At 46.4% G+C, this 20913-nt stretch carries 17 protein-coding genes; 2 read left to right on the plus strand and 15 right to left on the minus strand.

Annotated elements, in window-relative coordinates; all coding sequences use genetic code 11:
- Positions 1-102: 102 nt before the first annotated feature.
- The 3 genes from B9A32_RS04700 to B9A32_RS04710 form a co-directional block, all read right to left on the minus strand.
- Positions 103-801: a cytochrome c biogenesis CcdA family protein gene (locus tag B9A32_RS04700; protein WP_084067239.1), complete on the minus strand. Its 699-nt coding sequence runs from the start codon at positions 799-801 to the stop codon at positions 103-105.
- A gap of 311 nt (positions 802-1112) precedes the next feature.
- Positions 1113-2027 carry an AEC family transporter gene (locus B9A32_RS04705; protein ID WP_084067240.1) on the minus strand — a complete coding sequence of 305 codons (915 nt, stop codon included), beginning with the start codon at positions 2025-2027 and terminating at the stop codon, positions 1113-1115.
- Positions 2028-2495: 468 nt separating this feature from the next.
- Positions 2496-3317, minus strand: a complete 822-nt coding sequence (locus B9A32_RS04710; protein ID WP_232367044.1) for a crotonase/enoyl-CoA hydratase family protein — start codon at positions 3315-3317, stop codon at positions 2496-2498.
- Between the two features lie 186 nt (positions 3318-3503).
- Between B9A32_RS04710 and B9A32_RS04715 the strand changes: the two genes are divergently transcribed.
- A complete protein-coding gene (locus tag B9A32_RS04715; protein ID WP_084067242.1) occupies positions 3504-4298 on the plus strand; it encodes a cytidylate kinase-like family protein in 795 nt (264 codons plus the stop codon).
- Positions 4299-4330: 32 nt separating this feature from the next.
- Here the strand turns inward: B9A32_RS04715 and B9A32_RS04720 are convergent, their stop codons facing one another.
- From B9A32_RS04720 to B9A32_RS04785, 12 genes are all read right to left on the minus strand, one after another.
- Positions 4331-6010, minus strand: coding sequence for an ABC transporter substrate-binding protein (locus B9A32_RS04720; RefSeq protein ID WP_170923706.1), 1680 nt, complete (start codon positions 6008-6010; stop codon positions 4331-4333).
- 147 nt (positions 6011-6157) lie between these two features.
- The gene (locus B9A32_RS04725) at positions 6158-6946 is read right to left on the minus strand and encodes an ABC transporter ATP-binding protein (protein ID WP_084067244.1); all 789 of its coding nucleotides are present in this window, start codon (positions 6944-6946) and stop codon (positions 6158-6160) included.
- A gap of 49 nt (positions 6947-6995) precedes the next feature.
- The gene (locus B9A32_RS04730) at positions 6996-8066 is read right to left on the minus strand and encodes a FecCD family ABC transporter permease (protein ID WP_084067245.1); all 1071 of its coding nucleotides are present in this window, start codon (positions 8064-8066) and stop codon (positions 6996-6998) included.
- Positions 8056-9174, minus strand: a complete 1119-nt coding sequence (locus B9A32_RS04735; protein ID WP_084067429.1) for an iron ABC transporter substrate-binding protein — start codon at positions 9172-9174, stop codon at positions 8056-8058. The genes B9A32_RS04730 and B9A32_RS04735 overlap by 11 nt, the downstream gene beginning before the upstream one ends.
- A 477-nt stretch (positions 9175-9651) precedes the next feature.
- Positions 9652-10713: an HD domain-containing phosphohydrolase gene (locus B9A32_RS04745; protein WP_084067247.1), complete on the minus strand. Its 1062-nt coding sequence runs from the start codon at positions 10711-10713 to the stop codon at positions 9652-9654.
- 114 nt (positions 10714-10827) lie between these two features.
- Positions 10828-13524: a PAS domain-containing hybrid sensor histidine kinase/response regulator gene (locus B9A32_RS04750; RefSeq protein ID WP_084067248.1), complete on the minus strand. Its 2697-nt coding sequence runs from the start codon at positions 13522-13524 to the stop codon at positions 10828-10830.
- Between the two features lie 465 nt (positions 13525-13989).
- Positions 13990-14475, minus strand: coding sequence for a YchJ family protein (locus B9A32_RS04755; protein WP_084067249.1), 486 nt, complete (start codon positions 14473-14475; stop codon positions 13990-13992).
- 1326 nt (positions 14476-15801) lie between these two features.
- Positions 15802-16596 carry an ABC transporter ATP-binding protein gene (locus tag B9A32_RS04765; protein WP_269748998.1) on the minus strand — a complete coding sequence of 265 codons (795 nt, stop codon included), beginning with the start codon at positions 16594-16596 and terminating at the stop codon, positions 15802-15804.
- Positions 16593-17297: an ABC transporter permease gene (locus B9A32_RS04770; RefSeq protein ID WP_212637743.1), complete on the minus strand. Its 705-nt coding sequence runs from the start codon at positions 17295-17297 to the stop codon at positions 16593-16595. The genes B9A32_RS04765 and B9A32_RS04770 overlap by 4 nt, the downstream gene beginning before the upstream one ends.
- Positions 17294-18013, minus strand: a complete 720-nt coding sequence (locus tag B9A32_RS04775; RefSeq protein ID WP_139795709.1) for an ABC transporter permease — start codon at positions 18011-18013, stop codon at positions 17294-17296. The genes B9A32_RS04770 and B9A32_RS04775 overlap by 4 nt, the downstream gene beginning before the upstream one ends.
- Positions 18014-18093: 80 nt before the next feature.
- A complete protein-coding gene (locus B9A32_RS04780; RefSeq protein ID WP_212637745.1) occupies positions 18094-18900 on the minus strand; it encodes a transporter substrate-binding domain-containing protein in 807 nt (268 codons plus the stop codon).
- Positions 18901-19051: 151 nt separating this feature from the next.
- Positions 19052-19849: a dimethylarginine dimethylaminohydrolase family protein gene (locus tag B9A32_RS04785; RefSeq protein WP_084067251.1), complete on the minus strand. Its 798-nt coding sequence runs from the start codon at positions 19847-19849 to the stop codon at positions 19052-19054.
- 350 nt (positions 19850-20199) lie between these two features.
- Here B9A32_RS04785 and B9A32_RS04790 point away from each other — a divergent pair, with 350 nt between their 5' ends.
- A complete protein-coding gene (locus B9A32_RS04790; RefSeq protein WP_084067252.1) occupies positions 20200-20862 on the plus strand; it encodes a nitroreductase family protein in 663 nt (220 codons plus the stop codon).
- Positions 20863-20913: the final 51 nt, after the last annotated feature.

Below are 20913 nucleotides of genomic sequence, written 5' to 3' on the forward strand. Positions count from 1 at the left end.
CTGGGTACTGGGTACTGGGTACTGGGTACTGGGTACTGGGTACTGGGTACTGGGTACTGGGTACTGGGTACTGGGTACTGGGTACTGGGTACTGGGTACTGACTACAGTGTGGCCAGGAGCCTGAATTTGTCGGTGATTAAAAGAATTCCCATGATAATGAGCAGGATTCCGGCCACTTTATTTACATATCCAAGTACCTTGGTGGCACGTCCCATGATGTCAATAATTCGATTGATGAAAAATGAAATCAAGAGAAAGGGCAGGGCCAGGCCTGCAGAATAGATGCTTAAAAGGACAATGCCCTGCATTACGGTTTCCTGGCTTCCGGCAACAATGAGGATGGAACCTAACATGGGACCGATGCAGGGGCTCCATCCGGCCCCAAAGGCCATGCCGATGACAAAGGTACCCATGACATGCATGGGTTTTTTGTCCAGGTGAATTCGTTTTTCAAAATTTAATCCTGTGATATTGATCCATCCTAATAAATGACATCCAAAAATCAGTATAATCCCTCCGCCCAGATACCTCACAACCCAGGAGTATCGGGCAATGATGCCGCCCATGAAGGATGCCGATGCCCCCAGTAGAATGAATACCGTGGAAAATCCACACACATAGGCAAGGGTTGCCAGAATAACCTTTTGTCTGGTTTTTCCGGTGTCTTGTGTGAGTTCATCAAGGGACAATCCCGTGATAAAGGTGAAATAAGCAGGAATCAACGGCAGGATGCACGGGGAAAAAAAAGAGAGCAACCCGGCCATGAGTGCCGCCTGATAGGATACTGTTTCTGTGAACAAGTAAACGCCTCCATGAAAATTAATTTTTAGTTGGGATGTTTCAGGTGCTTTTATTGATCCTAATCATTTTAATTCCATTTTTCAACCCGGGGTTTGATTATAAGCTGGGCCACTCTACATGAGATAATATTTTATTAGCTATAAGGAGTTGTAATTACAAGTATTAATTTTTTACCGTCAAAATTTTATCACAAAATGGCCGACGTTATGACCAAGCCCTCAACCCGCTTTTTATGAGGGGTGTTTTTTGTGGAGTATTGCTACCTTTGTTGTGGGCAGAGCCGGATCAAAATACGGTCCGCCTGTGGCGGTTATATCAGTGATAGTGCCACGGATAATGAAATAAAAGAGGCCATGGTGGAAAAAACAATGGATGCCGCAGCAAGATCGGTGTCGCTGTTCATCTGGGAGGAGAGAATATAGATGGACGTGGCCGTGGGCAGACAAAAAAAGATAAGTCCCGCCTTGAACTCCATGCCGGTGACTCCGAACAAGGTCATGAACAGCACCCCTGAAAGGGGAAATAATATTAGTTTAAATGCTGCAGAAATCATGGAAAGTTTCAGGTAACCTTTCAGCTTTTTCAGGGTAAAGGCACTGCCAATGGAGATAAGGGCCAGGGGAAGGGTGACTGTGGAAATAAGTTTCAGGGTGTTGTCAATGAAAACCGGAAATCCACTGTCCAGGCGTGAAAAAAGAAATCCGGCAAAGCATGCAAGAATCAATGGGTTGGATACGGCTTCTTTCAACAGTTTTCCCACCCGCTGGATAACGGTATATTCTTTGCCTGAGAACCAGATAAGAATGGAAACCGATAAAATATTAATAATGGGGATGATCACCCCGATGAGAAGTCCAAAGCGGATAATTCCCTCTTCACCCAATGCCGTCATCACGATGGCCATACCGATGTAGGTGTTGAATCGATAGCAGCTCTGGGAAAATGTACCTGCCTCAAAATCTGTTGTACCCCCATAAATGATGTAAAGGGTACTGAGAATGAAAACCAGAAAAAGGGCGCACAATCCGGCAAGGGGCAGGGCCAAGTCAAGGGATTGGGCCCCTTGATTGCCCCCTATTTTATAAAAAAGCATACAGGGGAAAAAGATATAATAGACCAGTCGGTCTGCCGTTGTTAGAAATGCTTGTTTGATAAAACCTGTGGTGTGTAAAATCCTGCCCAGCAGAATAATGGCAAAAACGGGAAAAAGGTTGTTTAACACCATAATATTGGCTCCTTGTCGCCGGTGTGCACGGCGGATGATTCAGTGTGGGGTGGTTTACAGACGTCATGGCCGGCATGTTCCCGGGATGGCACAGCGCCTGTGAGTAAAATTGACAATAACGTTTCTTGCTTTCCCACAAAGATCTTGAATAATCAAGGAGTATTTTTTCGGCACTGACTTTGTGGCGGGGTGGCCCCATGGCAGATACAACGAAAATGGTATTATACCGCCGCCCCCCGATGGGCAATGGGCCCGGACCGGAACTGTAGACAGCTCAATTGTCCGGTTCCTATTACCCATCGGGGGGCGGCTCTGCTGAGGTTGGCTTGGAGGCTGCCCTTTCTTATAACCGCCACGGGCGGACCGCATTCTGACCTCGCTCCGCCCACAACAAAAACTTGAAATACACCCCTGATTTACTGAGTATTTCATATAAAAAAAAAGATGGCAGATTTATCCCTTTACCGATTAATTCCCGGTGAATTTGGGTTTGCGTTTTTCGGCAAAGGCGGTGACAGCCTCCATGAGGTCGTTGGATGGAATGATGTTGGCGCTCATGGAGGCCACATAGTTAAGCCCGTCTTCCACGGATTTTCCCACGCCATAATTCAGTACATCCTTGGATGCCTGCACTGCCAGGGGTGAGTTGTTACTGATTTCCAAAGCAAGTTCCCCGGCTTTTTCCATGAGGATTTTTTGATTTTCGTGGACATCGTTGACCAGAAGAATTTCCTTTGCCCGCCGGGCGGAGATGTCCCTGGCCGTGTAGGCAAGTTCCCGGGCATGGCCCTGGCCCACAATGGACGGAATGCGTTGGAGAACACCCACATCGGCAACAAAGCCCACAGCCGCCTCCCGCAGGGAAAAGAGGGCATCTTCAGAGCAGATGCGGATGTCACAGGCCGTTGCCATATCAAGACCGGCACCGATGCAATGGCCGTGGATGGCGGCAATGACCGGTTTTCTGCACCATTCAATGCAGGAGATGGCGTCCTGGAGTTTTTTTATTCTGGGGATCAACTTCCACTTGATCCCCCCTTTTTGCTCATTGTCCATGAGTTCCGGCAGTTCCGGAATCATCCCCATGAGATCAATGCCTGCAGAAAAACAGGGCCCTTTTCCCGCCACAATCACGGCACGGATATCAGGGTCCTTGTCAAGATCTTCAAATATGCCGGGGGAATCATGCCATGCCGAGGGGTTCATGGCATTTTTTTTATGGGGCCTGTTTAGGTAGACCCAGGCAATGGGAGGTTTTTTTTCTACAAGATAAAAGTTTTCAGATGTCAACGTCGTTCTCCTTTTCGTTTTGGGTTTAACACTATGATTCATAGCATAACGTTGCTTGTTTTAAAACGCGATGATCACATTTTTTTATCTTGGATTTGGGGTTGATTCCAATTCATGTTATGATGAAATTCATCGTCATTTCCAACCGGGAAAGTACATTCACCTGAAATTTAAAGGAGTTCTCTTATGCCTATCATCACAATTTCCAGGGGTAGTTATTATCACGGCAAATCTGTGGCTGAAAAATTGGCCTCAAAACTTGGTTTCATTTGTATCTCCCGGGATCAGGTCCTTGACAATCTTGAGGAATTTCATTTGCCGGAAATAAAGTTAAAACGGGGTTTGAACGATGCTTTTTCCATCCTTGACCGATTCCCCAATGGGAAAAAAAGGTATCTCACCGCTGTGCGCTGGGCATTACTCCAGCGGTTCATGAAAGGAAATACGGTGTACCACGGTCTGGCAGGACATCATCTGTTAAGGGATATTTCCCATGTGCTAAAGGTGCGCATTATTGCTGACACCCAGGGGCGGGTGGAAGGGGAGATGGCCCGGGAGGGTATTTCCATGGAAAAGGCACAATATGTATTGAAAAAGGACGATGAAGAGCGCCGGCGATGGTGCATGTTTCTCTATGGTATTGATATCTTTGATCCGGCCAATTACAATTTGGTGATTCGCATCGGACATCTTTCTGAAGATGATGCTGTGGACATTATTGCCAATGCGGCCACTCTGCCATTGTTCCAGGAAACACCCCGGTCTGAAAAAATCCTTGCGGACGAGGCTTTGTCTGCTGCGGTGAGTTATGCCCTGTTTGATTTTCCCAGTGCTGTGGTTTCTGTCAGTGATGGGAATGTCAATGTGATCTTAAAGGTTCCAGAGTCCCAGTGTGATACCATTAAAAAACGGGTTGAGGAGCAATTATCTGAAATAGAAGGTATTTCAAAATTTGCAGTTCAGATAGACCCTTATTATTGATTCCGTATTTTGATTTTTTTCGCCCTGTGGGGTTAGTGCATTGCTATTTGGGTGAAGTTGTTTCTTCTGGTAATGGTGTGGGAAGTCAATTTTGTTTTTTCCGTGAACTGCGGATAAAGTGCCATGGAAGATTTCAGCCGGTGTCCATAATCCACATAGTCCCTGCGGGGGGTGCGCATGTTGGCATAAATCAGCGGGTAGGCCACCATGTCATTTAAAATCCTGATCTGGGCCTGGTGCCACAGTTGAATCTGTTCCTCCGGATTGGCTTCGTGCCGGGCAGCTTCAATGAGTTTATCAATTTTTGTGTAGTGGGAGAAATTGGTGTCCGGTTTTATGCCGGAGATCAAAATGGCATCGGAATGAAAAAAACGGGATAAAAACACATCTGCATTGGGTCTCCATGCGGTGTAGATAACAATGGGTTTGGGGTTTTTTCGGATTTCCCGGTGCATGTCAGCATGGGAAAGAATTTTTGTCTTGGTTAAAATGCCGATGCGGGCCAGTTGTTCATGGAGAATTCGATAAAAATTGCTATAGGTCCGTTTTTCAGATCCCACCAGTTCCAAAGTAAATCCATTGGGATAGCCTGCCCGGCAAAGCAGATCCTTTGCCTTTTGGACATCTTCTGCATAGTCAAGTCCCAATGTTTTCACATCTTGGTGCGTCAACCCTCCGGGAAGAAAGTGCGAAGGCACCGGAGAGTAAACATAACCTGCAAAATCTTTGTTATAAATGTTCAGATAGGATTTTCTGTTCAAGGCATAGGCAATGGCCTTTCGCACTTTGATATCGTCCATGGGGGGAATAGCAGTATTAAAATAGATGGTGGTGACCTCTCCCACACCATGGGTATCAATTTCAATGCCGTTGTGGAGCATCAGTTCACTGGCAAAGCCTTTATTTCCTGAACCGATGATTACATCCAGCGTGCCGTTGAGCAGTCCGGATTTTCGTTTTTGGGTGTCAGGCATGAAAAACAGTTCCACACCGTCCAGGGCCGGCTTTCCCCTGAAAAAATCATGATTGGCCCCCAGGATCAATTTTTCTCCGGTAATGTATTGCCGGAACATGAAAGGGCCTGTTCCCACCGGATGTTTTCCGTATGCCTCATCCCCCATGGTTTCCATGGCTTTTTTACTCACAATGAATCCCCCGTTGTAATTGGTGATTTTGGGAAAAAAAAGGATGGAAGAAAGGGGTTTTAACAGGGTGAATTTCACGATGTAATCATCCACCTTGTTTATGGTGATACCTTCATAATCCCCGGCATAGGCAGATCTTTTTTTATCTGCGGCTTTGGTAAAGGAATAGACCACATCATCGGCGGTGAGTTCATAGGCGGGTGTCATGGGCCCCGGATGAAACATGATGCCTTTGCGCAGGGTGACGTACCACACCTGGTGTCCGTTTTCCATTACCAGTTGCGGCATCTCTGTTGCCAGATCCGGTTCAATGTGGGGGGCATTGCCGGGCTGGTATCTCAATAGGCCGTTGAACACCATGTCGGCAACGGAACGATCCTGTGAGGCTGCGGCAAAGTGGGGGTCCATTTTACCCATTTTGCTGACATGGAGGGCAAAGCGAAGGACACTGGGCGGGGTTTTCTTTTTGTTATTCAGCCAGGACCATGCCATACTGTGTGGGGTTTGGATAAAGGTTAACAGTAAAAAAACAATAACTGTTCTATACAGTACTCTGGTGCGTCCCATGATGAATCCTCCACTAAACTGTCGGGGCGTTTTGCTTCCAAGGCACCCGGTATATAATACCGGTAACGTAAGTTTGATCCCGTTTTTGCAAGTGTGATCTGCGAAACGTGCCATCCAGTGAAATCATGCCCAGGGTTCTGGGAGGGATCATGCCGCCTTTTTTGTGGTTTTTCTCCGGCTTTCTGTTGCCGGAATTATGACAGAATACCCTTTGTGACGGATAATTTCAACGGAAATTCCATATACCTCTGACACCATGACAGGAGATACCTTTTCAATGGGACCGGTATCAAAAATTGACCCTTCTTTAAGAAAAATATAATTGTCAGCATATCGTAGTGCGGTGTTAAGGTCATGCATGGTCATCACCGCTGCCACCCGGTGCTCTTTCACCACCCGTTCGATGAGTTCCAGGATTTCCTCCTGGTTTTTCATGTCAAGGCTGCTGGTGGGTTCATCCAGAAGAATGATGTCCGTTTCCTGGACCAGGGCCCTGGCAATGGCCACTTTTTGAAGTTCTCCACCGCTCATTTCATCCACATGGTTCAATGCCAGGTGTTCCAGCCCCAGATGCTTGATCACACCGTCCACTTTTTTAAGATCGTTTTTTCCCACCTTCCAGCCCATGTGGGGCCTTCTGCCCATGAGAATGGCATCAAAGGCGGTCATCCTTGCAGACTCACATTTTTGTGCCACATAACTCATATTGCCGGAAATTTCCCGAAGGCCCATTTTTTTAATGTTTTTGCCCGCCACAAGGATATCACCGCATGTGGGTTTTAAAATGCCGTTCATGCATTTTAACAGGGTGGTTTTTCCCACCCCGTTGGGACCGAGAACAACGGTGATCTCTCCTTTTTTGATGGTAAAGGAGATATCTTTCAAGGTTGTGTGACGGTTATATTTAAAGCTGATGTCGTTGACGGTGAGTATCATACTTTTAGCTCCTTTTTCATTATTTGTTGTGTCCAGCAGGAGATGCCCGTTATTTTTGATAGCCTTTGATGATGAGAAAGATAAACACTGGAGCCCCGAGAAAAGCCGTGAGCACCGATACCGGCAACAGATGGGGGGAGAGTATCAGTCTTGCTGTTGTGTCTGAAAGGAGCAGCAGCAATCCCCCGGTGACAGTGGCCGCAGGCAGCAGAAATCTATGGTCATCCCCGATGATACGGCGCACCATGTGGGGGGCCACCAGCCCCACAAACCCGATGATACCCACAAAGGCAATGATCACCGATGTCACAAGGGATGCAATCATCATCCCCCCAAGGCGCACCCGTTCCACCGGGACCCCAACGCCCCTGGCTGTCTCATCACCGGTGTCCATGGCATTGTAGTTCCAGGCATTGGCCATGAAAAAAATCAAGGCGCAAAGGGTGAAGAAAGATAAAAATCCCAGTTCACTCCAGCTGGTACGGGCCACATCACCAAAGGTCCAAAATACCATGGCAGCCAGCTGGACATCATCGGCAAAAAACTGGAGCAGCATGGTGGCTGCAGTAAAAAGAGAGCCAAGCGCCACACCGGTGAGTACCATGACCTCTGGAGACGCTGCTTTGATGCGTGACACCGCTGTGATACCCATGGCTGCGGCCATGGAAAAGAAAAAAGCGGAAAAGGTGGTGAGCCATGGACTGGAGATACGCACAGCATCATTTAAAGAGCTTCCCATGGCACCGCTTCCCAGTATCATCACTGCCAGGGCCGCTCCAAAGGCGGCGGCATGGGAAATACCCAGGGTAAAAGGTGAGCCCAGGGGATTTCTCAACACTGCCTGCATCACAGTGCCGCTGGCGGCAAGGCCTGCGCCTGCCATGATGGCGGTCAAAGCCTGGGGGAGGCGAATATTCCACACAATGATATCCACCTGGCGAGTGACCTCCATGCAGGCAAGGCTTTTAACCACGTCCATAAAGGGAAGATTCACAGATCCAAGGCAGAGCCCCCCGGCCAGTGCACCGCAGAGCAGCAGCCCGGCCATGAGGATGAGTCGGTTTTTTTTGGAAATATAGGCAGTGTAAGCCCTGGGGATGACGCCTTGATCAAAATGCATGGGAAATCCTTATAAACGCCATGTTCTGGAACCGTTGGTTCATTTCCCGGAAAACGGGTTTTCCCACCAGAAAGGTGTAAATTTCATCAGCCTTTGCAATGGGATCAATGTCCTTGAATTGTGATGGGTAAAGTATTTTACCGATGAACCAGGCATTGGCAAGAATGGAACCCTGGTTCATGGAGTACCAGTTGTAGGGCAACACCCCAAAAACGGATCCCTTGGCAACCCCGGAAAGGGCTCTGTAAACAGGGTCTGTCTTCAGTTCATGCAACCCGCCCGCTCCCTTGCCCAGTTGAAGGGTGGAAAGATCCAGCAACAGCACTTCCGGGTCCCATTGGAGCAGTTTTTCCTTGGATATATTACTTTGACGGGGGATTTTTCCATGGGTATTGACGGCAGCCACATTGTGGCTATTGATGAATTGAAGGGGGGGATAGGTCGGTTCCGTTGATTGGAAGCCATGGGGACCCTTAAAGGCAATGCCCCCCACATAGCAGGTTTTTTTGCCGGCATCAGGAATATCACAGGTGCGTCGGTTAAGTTGGGAGATATGGGTGTTGAAATACTCAATGACGGCCTTGGCTCTTTTCTGTTTTCCCATTACTTCTCCTGCAATTTCAAGGGATTTAAAAAAAGCTTTTCTGCCCGAAGCCAGATCTCCGTATTCCAGTACCACCACGGGTATGCCGGTTTTCTGCTGGAGTTCCACAGGGTCGTATCCCGTGGCTCCAAAGGTTTTGAAAATCACCTGGGGCCGGGGAGAAAGCCCCATGATAATCTCTGGATTGTCATGGCCCCGGAATTCTCCAAATACCGGATATTGCTTGAATTGCGGGTTGGCAAGGGCATAGGGGCGTGCATCAAACTTACGTCGTCTTTTTTCCATATCGTCCACTGCCACGATTTTATCCTGACACCGGAGATAGGTGATCAGGCGCAGACATCCGGCACCTGAGCAGATAATACGGCTTACATTTTCGGGGACTTGTATCTGCCTTGCAAAGGCATCGGTGATATTTCTCACGGTTGCCCCCCGGGCATCCCCGGGAAGGCAGAGGGTAAAAAATGTCCAGGATAAAAGGAAGCATAGAGCGATTGGTTTCATGAAGGAGCCACGGTGTATAAGATGCATAAAAATCTCCGATTTCATGGAAAATATGTTAAAAATAAAAAAATCACAAAAGCATGGCGCACCCCTGGGGGATGTTGCAGCCTTCGTGGCCATCATTTTTAATATTTTTGAAACGGAAACCTTACGACTTGATACCGGGCAGCGCAGCCCATGTGGATCATGTGCAGGGCATTAATTTTTTTTGTGTCTGCCTTCAGGCAGAAATTAGTTATGGGTTTATGTATATAACTTTGACGGCCCTGTCAAGCGTCGGCTGGAAGATTTCATTGTCTGGGGACGTTGCATCGTCATTTGAAACCATGGATGCACCTTTTAATTGTCAGGAGGTGTCATGGCAGACTCTGATCATGGGGACAGGGAGCATTGATGAAGCCGCGCAGGATTATAGCTGTTTTTTTTTGTTTCTTTCTCCTGGAAGATTGCACCTCAGCCTTGTTTTATGACAGTGGATCACTGAATTTTTTTTTGAATGTCCAGAATTTTTTCTTTATGTTTAAAAAACAGTGCTATGATTTCAGGGTCAAAATGGTGACCTGCTTCGGCTTTGAGAATTCCGTCGCTTTTATCATTGGAAAAACATTTTTTATAACTTCTTTGACTGGTCAAGGCATCATACACGTCTGCCACAGCCACGATTCTTGCCTCAATGGGGATCTGTTCTCCCTTGAGTCCATGGATATACCCGTTACCGTCCCATTTTTCATGGTGATACAGGGCAATGTTACGGGCCACCACATCAAATCCCTCGTTTTGAAGTATTTTGCCCCCAATGACCACATGCTGTTTCATCTCTTCAAATTCATCCACGGTGTATTGTCCCGGTTTTTTAAGAATATGATCGGAAATACCCACCTTTCCCACATCGTGCAGGGGGGCGTAGATGTGAATTTTGTCAACCATTCCGGGTGAGAGCCCCAGCTCCCGGGCCAGAAATTGTGAATATTCCCCCACCCGTTTAATGTGAAGCCCGGTGTCAGTGTCATTATAAAAATTGGCACTCTCCAGGGCACTGACCATGCTGACGGTCATCTGTTTTATCTTTTCAGTCTGTTCATCCACCAGCACCTGGAGGTGGGCCTTCCGGTTTTCCAAAAGGATATTCTGGGCCTTTAATTTCCGGGTGAGATCATTTATTTCAAGATGGACCCGAATGCGTGCAAGGAGTTCGGGCTGATGAAAGGGTTTGGTAATAAAATCCACCCCCCCTGACTTGAATGATCTGGCCTTATCCTCCTCGGAACCCATGCCGGTGATAAAAATAATAGGAATATCCTTACCCAGGGGATGATGCTTTATCTGCCGGGCCGTTTCATACCCATCCATTCCCGGCATCATGATATCCAGCAGAATCAATGAAGGCAGCACCACATTTTCCTGTTCAAACACAGACACCGCATCTTTTCCGCCTTTGGCCAGGATTACGTTGCAATTGAGTTTTGAGCGAATTAAAATTGCAAGAAGTTTGCGGTTTTCTGTGACATCATCCACAATCAATATGGTTTGTTTTTCCAAATAATCACCTTATTTAATGAAAAGTTTGTGTGAATCATTGGTTTTGCCAGCTTTTTTGAGGCAAACCAAGGTACCGTATGAGATCTGCCTGTGGCGGTTATATCAGCCGGGTTTTTATATTTTCGGGGATGCCCCTGACAAGTGCTTTAGTTCCATGAGCATGGCCTCCAGTCCCTCTTCATCAAAGTTTTGCGCAATATGGATCAGGCCCCGGGCCATATCCTTTAAAGCGGTTTGCCGGACACTTTTAAGAAGCATGCGGGCCACTTCTTCTATTTCATCCGGATTAAATATATTTATGTTCATTTCAACCATTTCCAATGCCATTTCCACCAGCTCATTGTCCTCCTCTGCAACGGTTTCCGGGGGGGATTTGTCTTTGGTTAAACAAAGGGGCCGGGCAGACCCGGGGGCGCTGGATTGGACTTGGGGGTCAATGTAATTAAAATCCGGGAAAAGCATGGACAGTTTTTGTTGAAGTAATTCCCTGGTAAAGGGTTTGGAAATAAAATCGTTAAATCCCACGGCCATGAATTCCTCTCGAAGTTTTCCTGTGACGTGACCGGTGGCGGCAATGACGGGAATGTCCTTCCATAACGGTTGTTGTCTGATTTTTTTAAGAGTTTCCAGTCCGTCCATCACCGGCATGTGAACATCCATGAGAATAAAATCATATGATGAGATTTTTATCAGGGACAGGGCAATCCGGCCATTGGGGGCGCCATGACTCTGGATACCCATTTGACGGAGCATGGCTTTAATGAGTTTTAAATTGGCGGAATGATCCTCCACCACCAGTCCCTTTAACTCTTTTTTGGGGGATACTTTTGTGTCCCGGGGTGTGGGGTCACAGGGCGCAACAGATTCATTTTCTACCTCTGCCTCTGGGGCCGGGATGGCAGCCAGGGGAAGGGAAAGAATAAACTCTGATCCTCGGCCCGGGGTGCTGTTGGCAGAAAGGGTCCCTTTCATGAGTTCTGCCAGGGCCAAGGATAAGGAAAGCCCAAGACCTGCCCCGCCATAATTGCGATTAATTGCACCGTCTGCCTGTTCAAAGGGATGAAATATCGTCTCCAGTTTTTCCCGGGCAATGCCCACGCCGGAATCTTGTATTTTAAAAATAATATCACAATCCCCACAGGTGGCGTGGATTGAAATTTTTCCATGGTTGCTGAATTTAACGGCATTATCCACAAGGTTCATGAAAATTTGTCGAATTTTTTTTTCATCCCCCATGACATACCGGGGCACTGTGTCTTCAATTATTATGTCCACGGTTAAAGATTTTTCCCGGAGCCGGTGAGAAAAAAAAGACGGTATTTGGTGTACCAGGGTGTGAAGGGCAAAGGAGTCATTGACATGATCCATTTCACCGGCCTCAAGTTTGGCGTAATCCAGAATATTATTGATCATGTCCAGCAACTGCTGCCCGGATTGGGAAATGATGTTTAAATTGGCGCGCACATCATCATGGGAGGTGTTTGCCAGAAGAATATCGGAAAAGCCTATAATGGCATTGAGGGGGGTTCGTATCTCATGGCCCATGTTGGCCAGAAATCTCGATTTTGCCTGGTTTGCCGATTCTGCCATCTGTTTGGCCTGCAACATGGCCTGTTCCGCTTCTTTCACAGGGGTCATGTCCATGAAAGCCTCCAGAAGCACCTCTTGATCATTAAGTGAAACAGGAATCACGCTTTTTAAAACAGATATCGGTTTTCGATCTTTTTGTAAGGCCATGTGTTCCCCCAGGGGAACACTTGTTTGTTTTAAATCATAGATGGGGCATTGCCCCAAGGGTACGTTACAATAACGGGTATGGCAATCCAAGCCCTTAAGACAGAGTTCTGCCTCTCCCTTGTCATATCCCAGAATCCGTTCGGACTCGCCATTGATTTTTATGATTTTCCTGTTTTGATCAACAATGACGATGCCCACCGGGAGATGGGAGATAATTTTTTCAAGTGCGGCAGTGGATTCCCGGGAAGATGCCAGGGCCGTTCTTTTTTCGGCTATGAGCGTTTCACGTTCTCGGGTCAATCGGAAAATTCGTATGGAAATAATGGAAACAATAATGAGAATGATCAATTGCAGGGAAAAATAAAATCTTTTTTTATACCATGTCAGCTGCCCCAGCCATTGTTTGTTTTTCATTTGAATCTGATTTAACTGAAGGGTGGCATCCACCATGATTTTGCTGCCGTATTCCAGGCATCGCTTTATTAACCCCTCAATTTTCAGGTAATCCACCCATGCATCCCCCCCGTGGAGGTGCTCCGGGTCCGGCCAGTTTTTATTTTCATGGGATAACACAGTGAACATATGGGACAAAATGGTTTTTAGTTCATGGAGTATGGGTTGAAGTTCAATGAGTTCCACCACGATTTCCACCACCGGCCCCGGATTGTATGAAATCTCTTCATTCATGGGTGGCACCCCATCTTGGTTGACATCAAAAGTTCTGTTCAGGGAACCGCCATGTTGCAGCACAGGCAGAATCTGCCGGTTGAGATACTCAATACCGATGATGGTTTCCCTGAGTAAATCCCTTTGTACATACATATTTCTGGCCAGAAGTATTCGGTTACAATTAAGCTCGATGCGAGAGAGATCCGCGTTGATCATCATGCCGATGTCCCTTCTGGCCCTTTCATTGGTCACGATTTTATCGTGGGAATCAATCCGGTTTTCCCAGGCGTGTTCGATGATTGTCTGTCCACAGAAATAAAGTACAAATATGGTGCTCAGCGCCAGTTGAAGTTTGAAAACAGGGTCCCATGGCAGTCGCATGGAATTTTTTATTTTTGATTTCATTTTTATATGAAATACTCCGTAAATCTGTGAAGAATTTCTATCTTTGTTGTGGGCAGAGTGGGGTCAGAATAAGGGCTGCCCGTGGCAGGCGTAGAAAATCTTTGGGATGTTAGCACCTCCCATACTGGAGTGTTGATTTGTGATGATGATATCCGCCTGCCACATTGCTTTGAAGAAAAGTAGCATAATAAGTTTTAAAAGACAAATCATACTGAAAAACTGAATAGAAGTGCTGTATTATGGTGGGAAAATTTTAAAAAAGTCTTGTTTCTCTATAAAAAGATACGAAATGTGACAATAATGCGATCACTGTTTTGTAATTGAGCAGATCTTTAAGGAATAGCTGCCTGGAAGGCTTCAGAGGGGCAGCTGCCGGAGGGCAGTATCCGGGAAACAGACATTACATCGGTTTAATCCCGGATACGAGGGGTACACTTGTATCACAATAAGCTTTGGCCGTGGCAGTTATGCACAACATTTTTTATATTTTTTTCCACTTCCGCAGGGGCAGGGATCATTGCGGCCCACCTTGGGGCTTGTTCTCTTTACGGTGGCAGGTTTTACAGGGTTACCGTCGGAGAAATACCATTGATTGTCACTTTTTTTGAATGATGCCAGTTCATGGTGCTTCTGGTCAATCCCTTCCCGGGCAAAAAAAGCGATGAACTCCACAAACCCTTCGGTGTCATCGGGGCCACCTTTATCTGTGGTGATAATTTCAAGTTTTTGCCATTGGGAGTTTTCTGACCAGTCCTGGGTGGCCTGGCTGTCAAAATCCCCCCGGTCATCGGGGTGGGTGCTTTCCTTTAAATAAGCAATATCACCTTTTACATAAGCGCTGTATCTTGATCTCATAAGGGCTTCCGGGGTTTGTGCCGGGATTTCACCCTTGATAATGGGTTCACAGCATCGGCTGAACTCTTTTTCTGAACAACATGGACATAAACTCATGAAAAACTCCTTTAAGAAAGGGGGCTGTCATATTCAGGCCCCCGGGACTTGTTTGTTGGGATTTGATGGGACTTCTGTCTTTGGTGACTTTGCCAATACTGGTTCAGACCTTGGGTTTATCCAGTGTGGTAATGGAACAAATATCGGTCATCAAATGAAAGGGTGCTGTTAGCATAGATTCAGATCAAAAACAAGGGAATGCCCGGATTTGTTGCGTTTTCGCTATTGATTCCGGAGGTGATTTATTGCATTTTTATGCTTTTATTTTTTCACGTTTTTTTGGCTCCGAATTTTTAAAACCCTTTTTGGAGATAAAATGGATGGGGCAGGAGGATCTGAATTTACAGTATATATCAGGGTCCCTGCACTCAAGGCATTCGTTACACAGATAATAGTCGTGTTTCATGCATTTATAAGCTGTTTCCCTTTCAGGATGAAACTTGCATTTTCCCATTTTCTTCTCCCCATGTGGTTTTAAATGTGGTTTGGCTCAACTTTAGAAGTTTACACCATGGGGCTGTTTTAAAGAATTTTTATGAGAAAATCCAGGTAAACTGGATAAAAATTCAAGTTTTGTGCTGGGCAAAGGAGGGGCACAATAAAGTTTGTCGTACCGGTTTTGTTATAAACTCATGAGTCCGAAGTTCTCATTTCTCATACCACATGGGATATGTTCAATTTCAAAGAAACTCATTGTGTGGCGTCAAACTGGAGAACTTATGACTGACGAGTTATAAATTAGCGTGTTTTTAATTTGCATTTGCTGATTTCGTAATTAAATTATTATTTCATGTAGATCTTAATGAAGACCGTATTCCGACCCGGTTCTGCCCACAACAAAGCTTGAAATACAACCCTGATTTGAGGAGTATTTCATATAAAAAAAAATGGAGGTAAATATGAAAGAAATGATTTGGGTATTGTTGTTCATTGGCGTTTATGTGCTGTTGCAGGCATATATCTTGCCTAAGATGGGAATTTCCACATGAATGAGAAATGCCTGCCAGGTGGCAGACAAAGATAAGAAAAAAAATGTGGACGGTGTTGATCCAGATAAGATTATTAAGTGAAATTTTGGGTATGTTTTATCTTTCAGTTGCTCTTTTCATAAAGAGATACCCATTGACCGTCGGGGCGATTTGGCTCCGCGTCTACGACCCTATATTTGTTGTGTCCGGCAGGAGATGCCTGTTCTATGAAATACGCCGCAGATCAGGGGCGTATTTCAAACTTTGTTGTGGGAAGAGCCGGATCAGAATGCGGTCCGCCTGTGGCGGTTCTATGAAATATTCCGCATTTACTAATAAATCTTGGGATGAAGGATTTCTAAAATTTGCCGATAAATTGACGTAATCGATCTGATTTTGGATTTTCCATGATCAATTGAGGTGGGCCTTGCTCTTCAATGCGGCCATTGTGAAGAAAGATTAAATGGGTGGAAATTTCCCGGGCAAGGGCCATTTCGTGGGTGACCATGATCATTGTTCGTTTTTCCGTTGCAAGCTGTCGAATGACCTGAACAACTTCATTGACCAATTCTGGATCAAGGGCCGATGTCGGCTCATCAAAGAGCATTACCGTGGGTTGCATGGCCAGGGCACGGGCAATGGCAACCCGCTGCTGCTGCCCCCCTGAAAGCTGTGACGGATAGTGATTGCGTTTCTGGCTGATGCCCACCTTGTCCATGAGAATCTCAGCATCAGCTACGGCCTTTTTTTTTGGGTGTTTTAAAACCTGTACCGGGCCTTCAATGATGTTTTCCAGAACCGTGCGATGGGCCCAAAGATTAAAGTTCTGGAACACCATGCCCAGCCGGGCACGCATCTGTTTAAGCTGGTGCTTGTCTGAGGGGGATAGCTGGCCGTCCTTGGCTTTGTGGGTTTTAATAATTTCCCCTGCAACCGCCACCTCTCCTGAATCGGCCCTTTCCAGAAAATTAATACACCTTAAAAGTGTGCTTTTACCGGAGCCGCTGCTGCCGATGATGGAAATAACATCTCCAGAGTGTGCATCAAAGGAGATGCCCTTTAATACCTCATCTTCACCAAAGCTTTTACGAATATTTCGCACCGAAAGGGCCGTTGCTGTCATGTTATTGTCCTTGTTTGTTTGAATATTCAAGCATTCCCCTTACGAAAGCGCGTCAGACGGGATTCCACCGGGCGCATAATATTTGTCAGCACCATGACAACGGCAAAATAAACAAGCCCGCAGGCAATAAGCGGTTCGTAAATCTGCAGGCTTTCACGCTGGATCATGCGGGCTGTGCCCATTAATTCAAGTACTGTTATGGTTGATACCAGGGCTGTGGATTTTAATAAAATAATGATGTCACTGGTGAGCACCGGCAGGCAATCGCGAAAGGCAAGGGGTAATCGCACACGTTGTAGAATTTGAAGATTTGTCATTCCCATGGCCATGGATGCTTCAATTTGTCCTTTGGGGATGGAACGCAGTGCACCGCGCAGAACTTCTCCATTGTATGCGGCCTGGTTCATGCTCAGGGCAATGACGGCATAGGTGAATCCGTCTCGCAGATAGGGCCACAGAACGCTGTGACGCACCCATGTTCCCGGTAAAATTTGCCCCAGACCATAATAAATGAGGTAAAGCTGTACAAGAAGCGGGGTTCCCCGCATGACAAACATGAACATATTGGCCGGTACCGACAGTATCAGAATATTGGACAAACGAGCCAGTGCCAGCAGTGTACCAAAAACAAGCCCAAAAATACCGGCCACCAGGGTCAGTATCAGGGTCAATGGGGTTGCCGCCAGAAGTTCGGGGAGCCAGGAAAACACATTGTTAAAAAAATCCATCATGCATATCCCCTGTTCAGATGGCGTTCCATCCATTGAATCACAGCAATGGAAATAAGCGTAATCAGCAAAAAAAGTACGGCGGTTACGCCATAAAAAAAGACATACTCCTTGGTTGCCGCAGCGGCACGATAGCCGGTGTAAAGTAATTCACTAAAGGCACCGAGCACCGCAACAATGGCACTGTCTTTGGTGATGGAAAGCCATAAATTACCCATGCCGGGGATGGCATGGCGCATCATCTGGGGTAAAATCACCCGCATGAAGATCTGCAGGGAGGACATCCCGATGGCGGTGGCAGATTCTATTTGACCTTCCGGCACGGCCAGGCGGGCAGCGCGGAGAACTTCGGCCATAAAGGCACCGGCAACAAAGGCCAGGGCAAAGACAGCAGCCCAGAATGGGTTGAATTGAAATCCTTTGTCCACAAATCCCGCTTTAACAAGTGCTGTTTCTGCCAGTCCCGCCACGGTGAAGTAAACAATGAGCACCATTAAAATTTCAGGAAGGGCGCGTACAACAGTGGTATAACTTACTGCCATAAAACGTAAAAAAATGTTTTTTGACAATTTTGCCGTTGTGGCAAAGAAGCCGAATATAACGGCCAGGGCATAGGCGGACAGTGAGATTTTCAGTGTCATCAGGAAACCGAAGAAAAATTCATCCCCCCATCCCCCGGCACCCCATCCCATATATTCTATATACGTGTGTATCACCATTGTACCTGAATTGTTTTTGTTTTAACGGTCAAGACTCGGTCAGCACTCCATCTTCATCTGTTTGGGGCTTTGCGGTGGTGCTATTTTTTACCAAAGAACCATTTTTGAACCATGGCTTCCAAAGAGCCGTTGTGATCCAGTTCGGTCAAAACGGCATTGATTTTTTCCAATGTTGCTTTGTCGCCCTTGCGCACTGCATAGGCAATTCCTTCACCCAGAATAACATTGCCCGGTATTTTATGCTTGATCTCATAATCTGCCCCGTCTTTTGATTCAAGAAAGGGCTGGATGAATTCTGCCGTTAAAAGGGCATAGTCAATGCGGCCTGCGGTGAGGTCTGCAACCACATTATCCGCTGCAGGGTATGATTTGGTTTCAACCTTGCTTAAAAATGTTTTTGCATAGGCCCCTTGAACACTGGCGTTCTGTACTCCTATGATTTTACCGGAAAGGCCTTTGGCATCCACCACTTCTGCCCCATGTGCGTCGGTTTTGTTGGAAAAGGTGGCTTTGTCCGCTTTCATTCCCACCAGAACCGAAGTCTCGTTGTAATACGGTAGACTGAAGTCCACGATTTCACGACGTTTGTCCGTGATTGAGAATGCACCCACAATGAAGTCAACTTTATTTTCTGTGAGCGAGGGAATCAGTCCCTCCCATGCCATTTGGCTGATTTTGCATTGTGTACCCATTTTTTCACAAAGTACATTGGTCAATTCAGCTTCCAGGCCTTCCCACACGCCTGCTGAGTTGATCTGGGTAAAAGGCATATAGGGTTCCGGTGTCATTCCCAGGCGAAGCGTTTCAGTGTGGCCGGTGGATACCGTGGTCATCAGCATAACACCCATGAAAAAAAAGGTGGTTGTCAGTTTTTTTGTAAAGTTCATATTCTTTTTTCCTTAATTAAAAGTGATGCTCTTGTAAAAAATCAGTTTGCAACGCTTTGCCCACAACATATTGCTGTTCTTTTATGTTTTGATTTTGTATGTTGTGGGCAAAAAATAATAGTCGGACTTTTTACGAGATCATCAAAAGTCATTAGCTGCGAAACCACCGTAAAGACATGCAGGACAATCCTGCATCAATTTTCTGGATTTCTGATGTTTTCATTGGTACAACAGAATACCCTTGTTGATCAAGGAGCTCCATTGTTCGTTGGTAATTTGAGCTTACCAGGACAGACTTGTTGATTCGCACTGCGTTGGCAGCCGGTTCGTCTCCGTCCGGTAATATCACTTTACGGAAATCATTGAAAATACCTGACTGGGCCATGCGGCGGGTAACCAGAACTGTTTCTTCGTCCAAAAGGGAGCATTCGGTTTTAAAATGAAGCACGCCTTCCGGGGTGTTTACGATTTCACCACGATGTCCAAGGGTTTTGAGGCATTCGATAAGTGCCGTGGCTCCTTGTTCATCTGTGCGGGCAGACAGACCGATCATCACTGATTTTGGTGTCACCAGTATATCTCCTCCGTCTGCATGGCCACCCTGCGGCAATTCCAGAACTTTTTCAAAGAGTTCATGTAAAACAGGTGCGATTTCCCGGGCTTCTCCCTGGCGTGACGGGGCACCGGGGTTGAGTATTATTGCACCCTCGGTGAAAACCAGTGCAGGGTCTTCCATAAAAATTGAATCTGGAAATGCTTCAAGTGCAGGGAGTACCGTGACACGCATTCCCACGGATTCAAGTGTTTTAATATAGGCATCATGTTCGGCTTTTACACCATGGTAATCAGGGTCGCCAAGGTCTTCGGCCCGCAGGCCGCTGACCACCGAAGATGAGGGTTTTCTTACTATTGCTGAATTGAAATGGTAACAGGTTGTGGGACTGGACATGTATTCCTCATTTTTGTATGAAATAATCCGTAAATCAGGGGCGTATGTAAGCTTTGTTGTGGGCGGAACCGGATCACAATACGGTCCGCCCGTGGCGGTTATATAAAAACTTTAAAATTAAGCAGGCCCTTTAAACACAGGGGAGCATAAAATCGGGTATATATAGGGCAGGAAACCGCCTTTTGTCAAGGAGAACATGGGAAGGGGACGGCCTGCCGGGGATGGGGCTGTTTTTATTGTGTGTGGTCTATTTAAATGGGATTTAGATGCCCCCATGTGTGTGTTGGCTTTGCTTGAACAGTATAGAGCTGATTTCAACATAGAAATTGATTAATATCAGGAGGTGGAAAATGACAGTTGCAGAGGCAATGCAGAAACGACGTTCTGTACGGGCTTTTTTAAATAAGCCGATTCCGGAAGAAACATTGAGAAACATTTTTGAGCAGGCCCGGAAAACCCCTTCAAATTGTAATGTCCAGCCGTGGCAGACCTATGTTGTTTCCGGGGAAAAGAGAGATCAACTAAGGGACTTGCTGCTGGAGGAAGTTAACACAAAAGTAAGCCCTGAGCCTGATTTTAACTGGCAAATTAAATATGAAGGCATTCATCGCAGCAGACAGTTCGGATCAGCCTTTGCCTTGTATGATTCCATGGGAATTGAGCGGGAAAACAAAGATGCCAGGGCTGTTGCCATGCTGCGGAACTGGTCCTTTTTTGATGCACCCCATGTGGCATTTTTTGTGATGGAAAAATATTTGGGGCTCATGGGGGCTGTGGATCTGGGGATTTATGCCCAGTCGTTGGCACTGTTAATGGTGGAAAATGGGATTTCAAGCTGCATACAGGCTGCATTGGGACAATTTCCCGGGCCCATCCGCAAATTTCTTAATCTTCCCGGGAGCCAGGGAATTCTTTTTGGCATGTCCTTTGGATATGAAGACCTGGATGCAGATGTGAACAGAACCCGCACTGACAGGGTGGCGCTGAATGAATCGGTTCAATTTATTGGATAAATTTCAAAAATACGCATACAAAAATGTAATTAGATTGATGCTAAACACATA

This window comes from Desulfocicer vacuolatum DSM 3385, assembly GCF_900176365.1.
In the GTDB taxonomy this organism is placed as follows: domain Bacteria; phylum Desulfobacterota; class Desulfobacteria; order Desulfobacterales; family Desulfobacteraceae; genus Desulfocicer; species Desulfocicer vacuolatum.

Bases quoted from the DNA above. Each gene is read 5' to 3' on its own strand.
- B9A32_RS04730 (WP_084067245.1), bottom strand. From the start codon at position 8,066: ATGCATTTTGATCAAGGCGTCATCCCCAGGGCTTACACTGCCTATATT.
- B9A32_RS04705 (WP_084067240.1), bottom strand. From the start codon at position 2,027: ATGGTGTTAAACAACCTTTTTCCCGTTTTTGCCATTATTCTGCTGGGC.
- B9A32_RS04785 (WP_084067251.1), bottom strand. From the start codon at position 19,849: ATGTCCAGTCCCACAACCTGTTACCATTTCAATTCAGCAATAGTAAGA.
- B9A32_RS04715 (WP_084067242.1), top strand. From the start codon at position 3,504: ATGCCTATCATCACAATTTCCAGGGGTAGTTATTATCACGGCAAATCT.
- B9A32_RS04750 (WP_084067248.1), bottom strand. From the start codon at position 13,524: ATGAAATCAAAAATAAAAAATTCCATGCGACTGCCATGGGACCCTGTT.
- B9A32_RS04720 (WP_170923706.1), bottom strand. From the start codon at position 6,010: ATGGGACGCACCAGAGTACTGTATAGAACAGTTATTGTTTTTTTACTG.
- B9A32_RS04790 (WP_084067252.1), top strand. From the start codon at position 20,200: ATGACAGTTGCAGAGGCAATGCAGAAACGACGTTCTGTACGGGCTTTT.
- B9A32_RS04770 (WP_212637743.1), bottom strand. From the start codon at position 17,297: ATGATGGATTTTTTTAACAATGTGTTTTCCTGGCTCCCCGAACTTCTG.
- B9A32_RS04780 (WP_212637745.1), bottom strand. From the start codon at position 18,900: ATGAACTTTACAAAAAAACTGACAACCACCTTTTTTTTCATGGGTGTT.
- B9A32_RS04775 (WP_139795709.1), bottom strand. From the start codon at position 18,013: ATGGTGATACACACGTATATAGAATATATGGGATGGGGTGCCGGGGGA.
- B9A32_RS04755 (WP_084067249.1), bottom strand. From the start codon at position 14,475: ATGAGTTTATGTCCATGTTGTTCAGAAAAAGAGTTCAGCCGATGCTGT.
- B9A32_RS04725 (WP_084067244.1), bottom strand. From the start codon at position 6,946: ATGATACTCACCGTCAACGACATCAGCTTTAAATATAACCGTCACACA.
- B9A32_RS04735 (WP_084067429.1), bottom strand. From the start codon at position 9,174: ATGAAACCAATCGCTCTATGCTTCCTTTTATCCTGGACATTTTTTACC.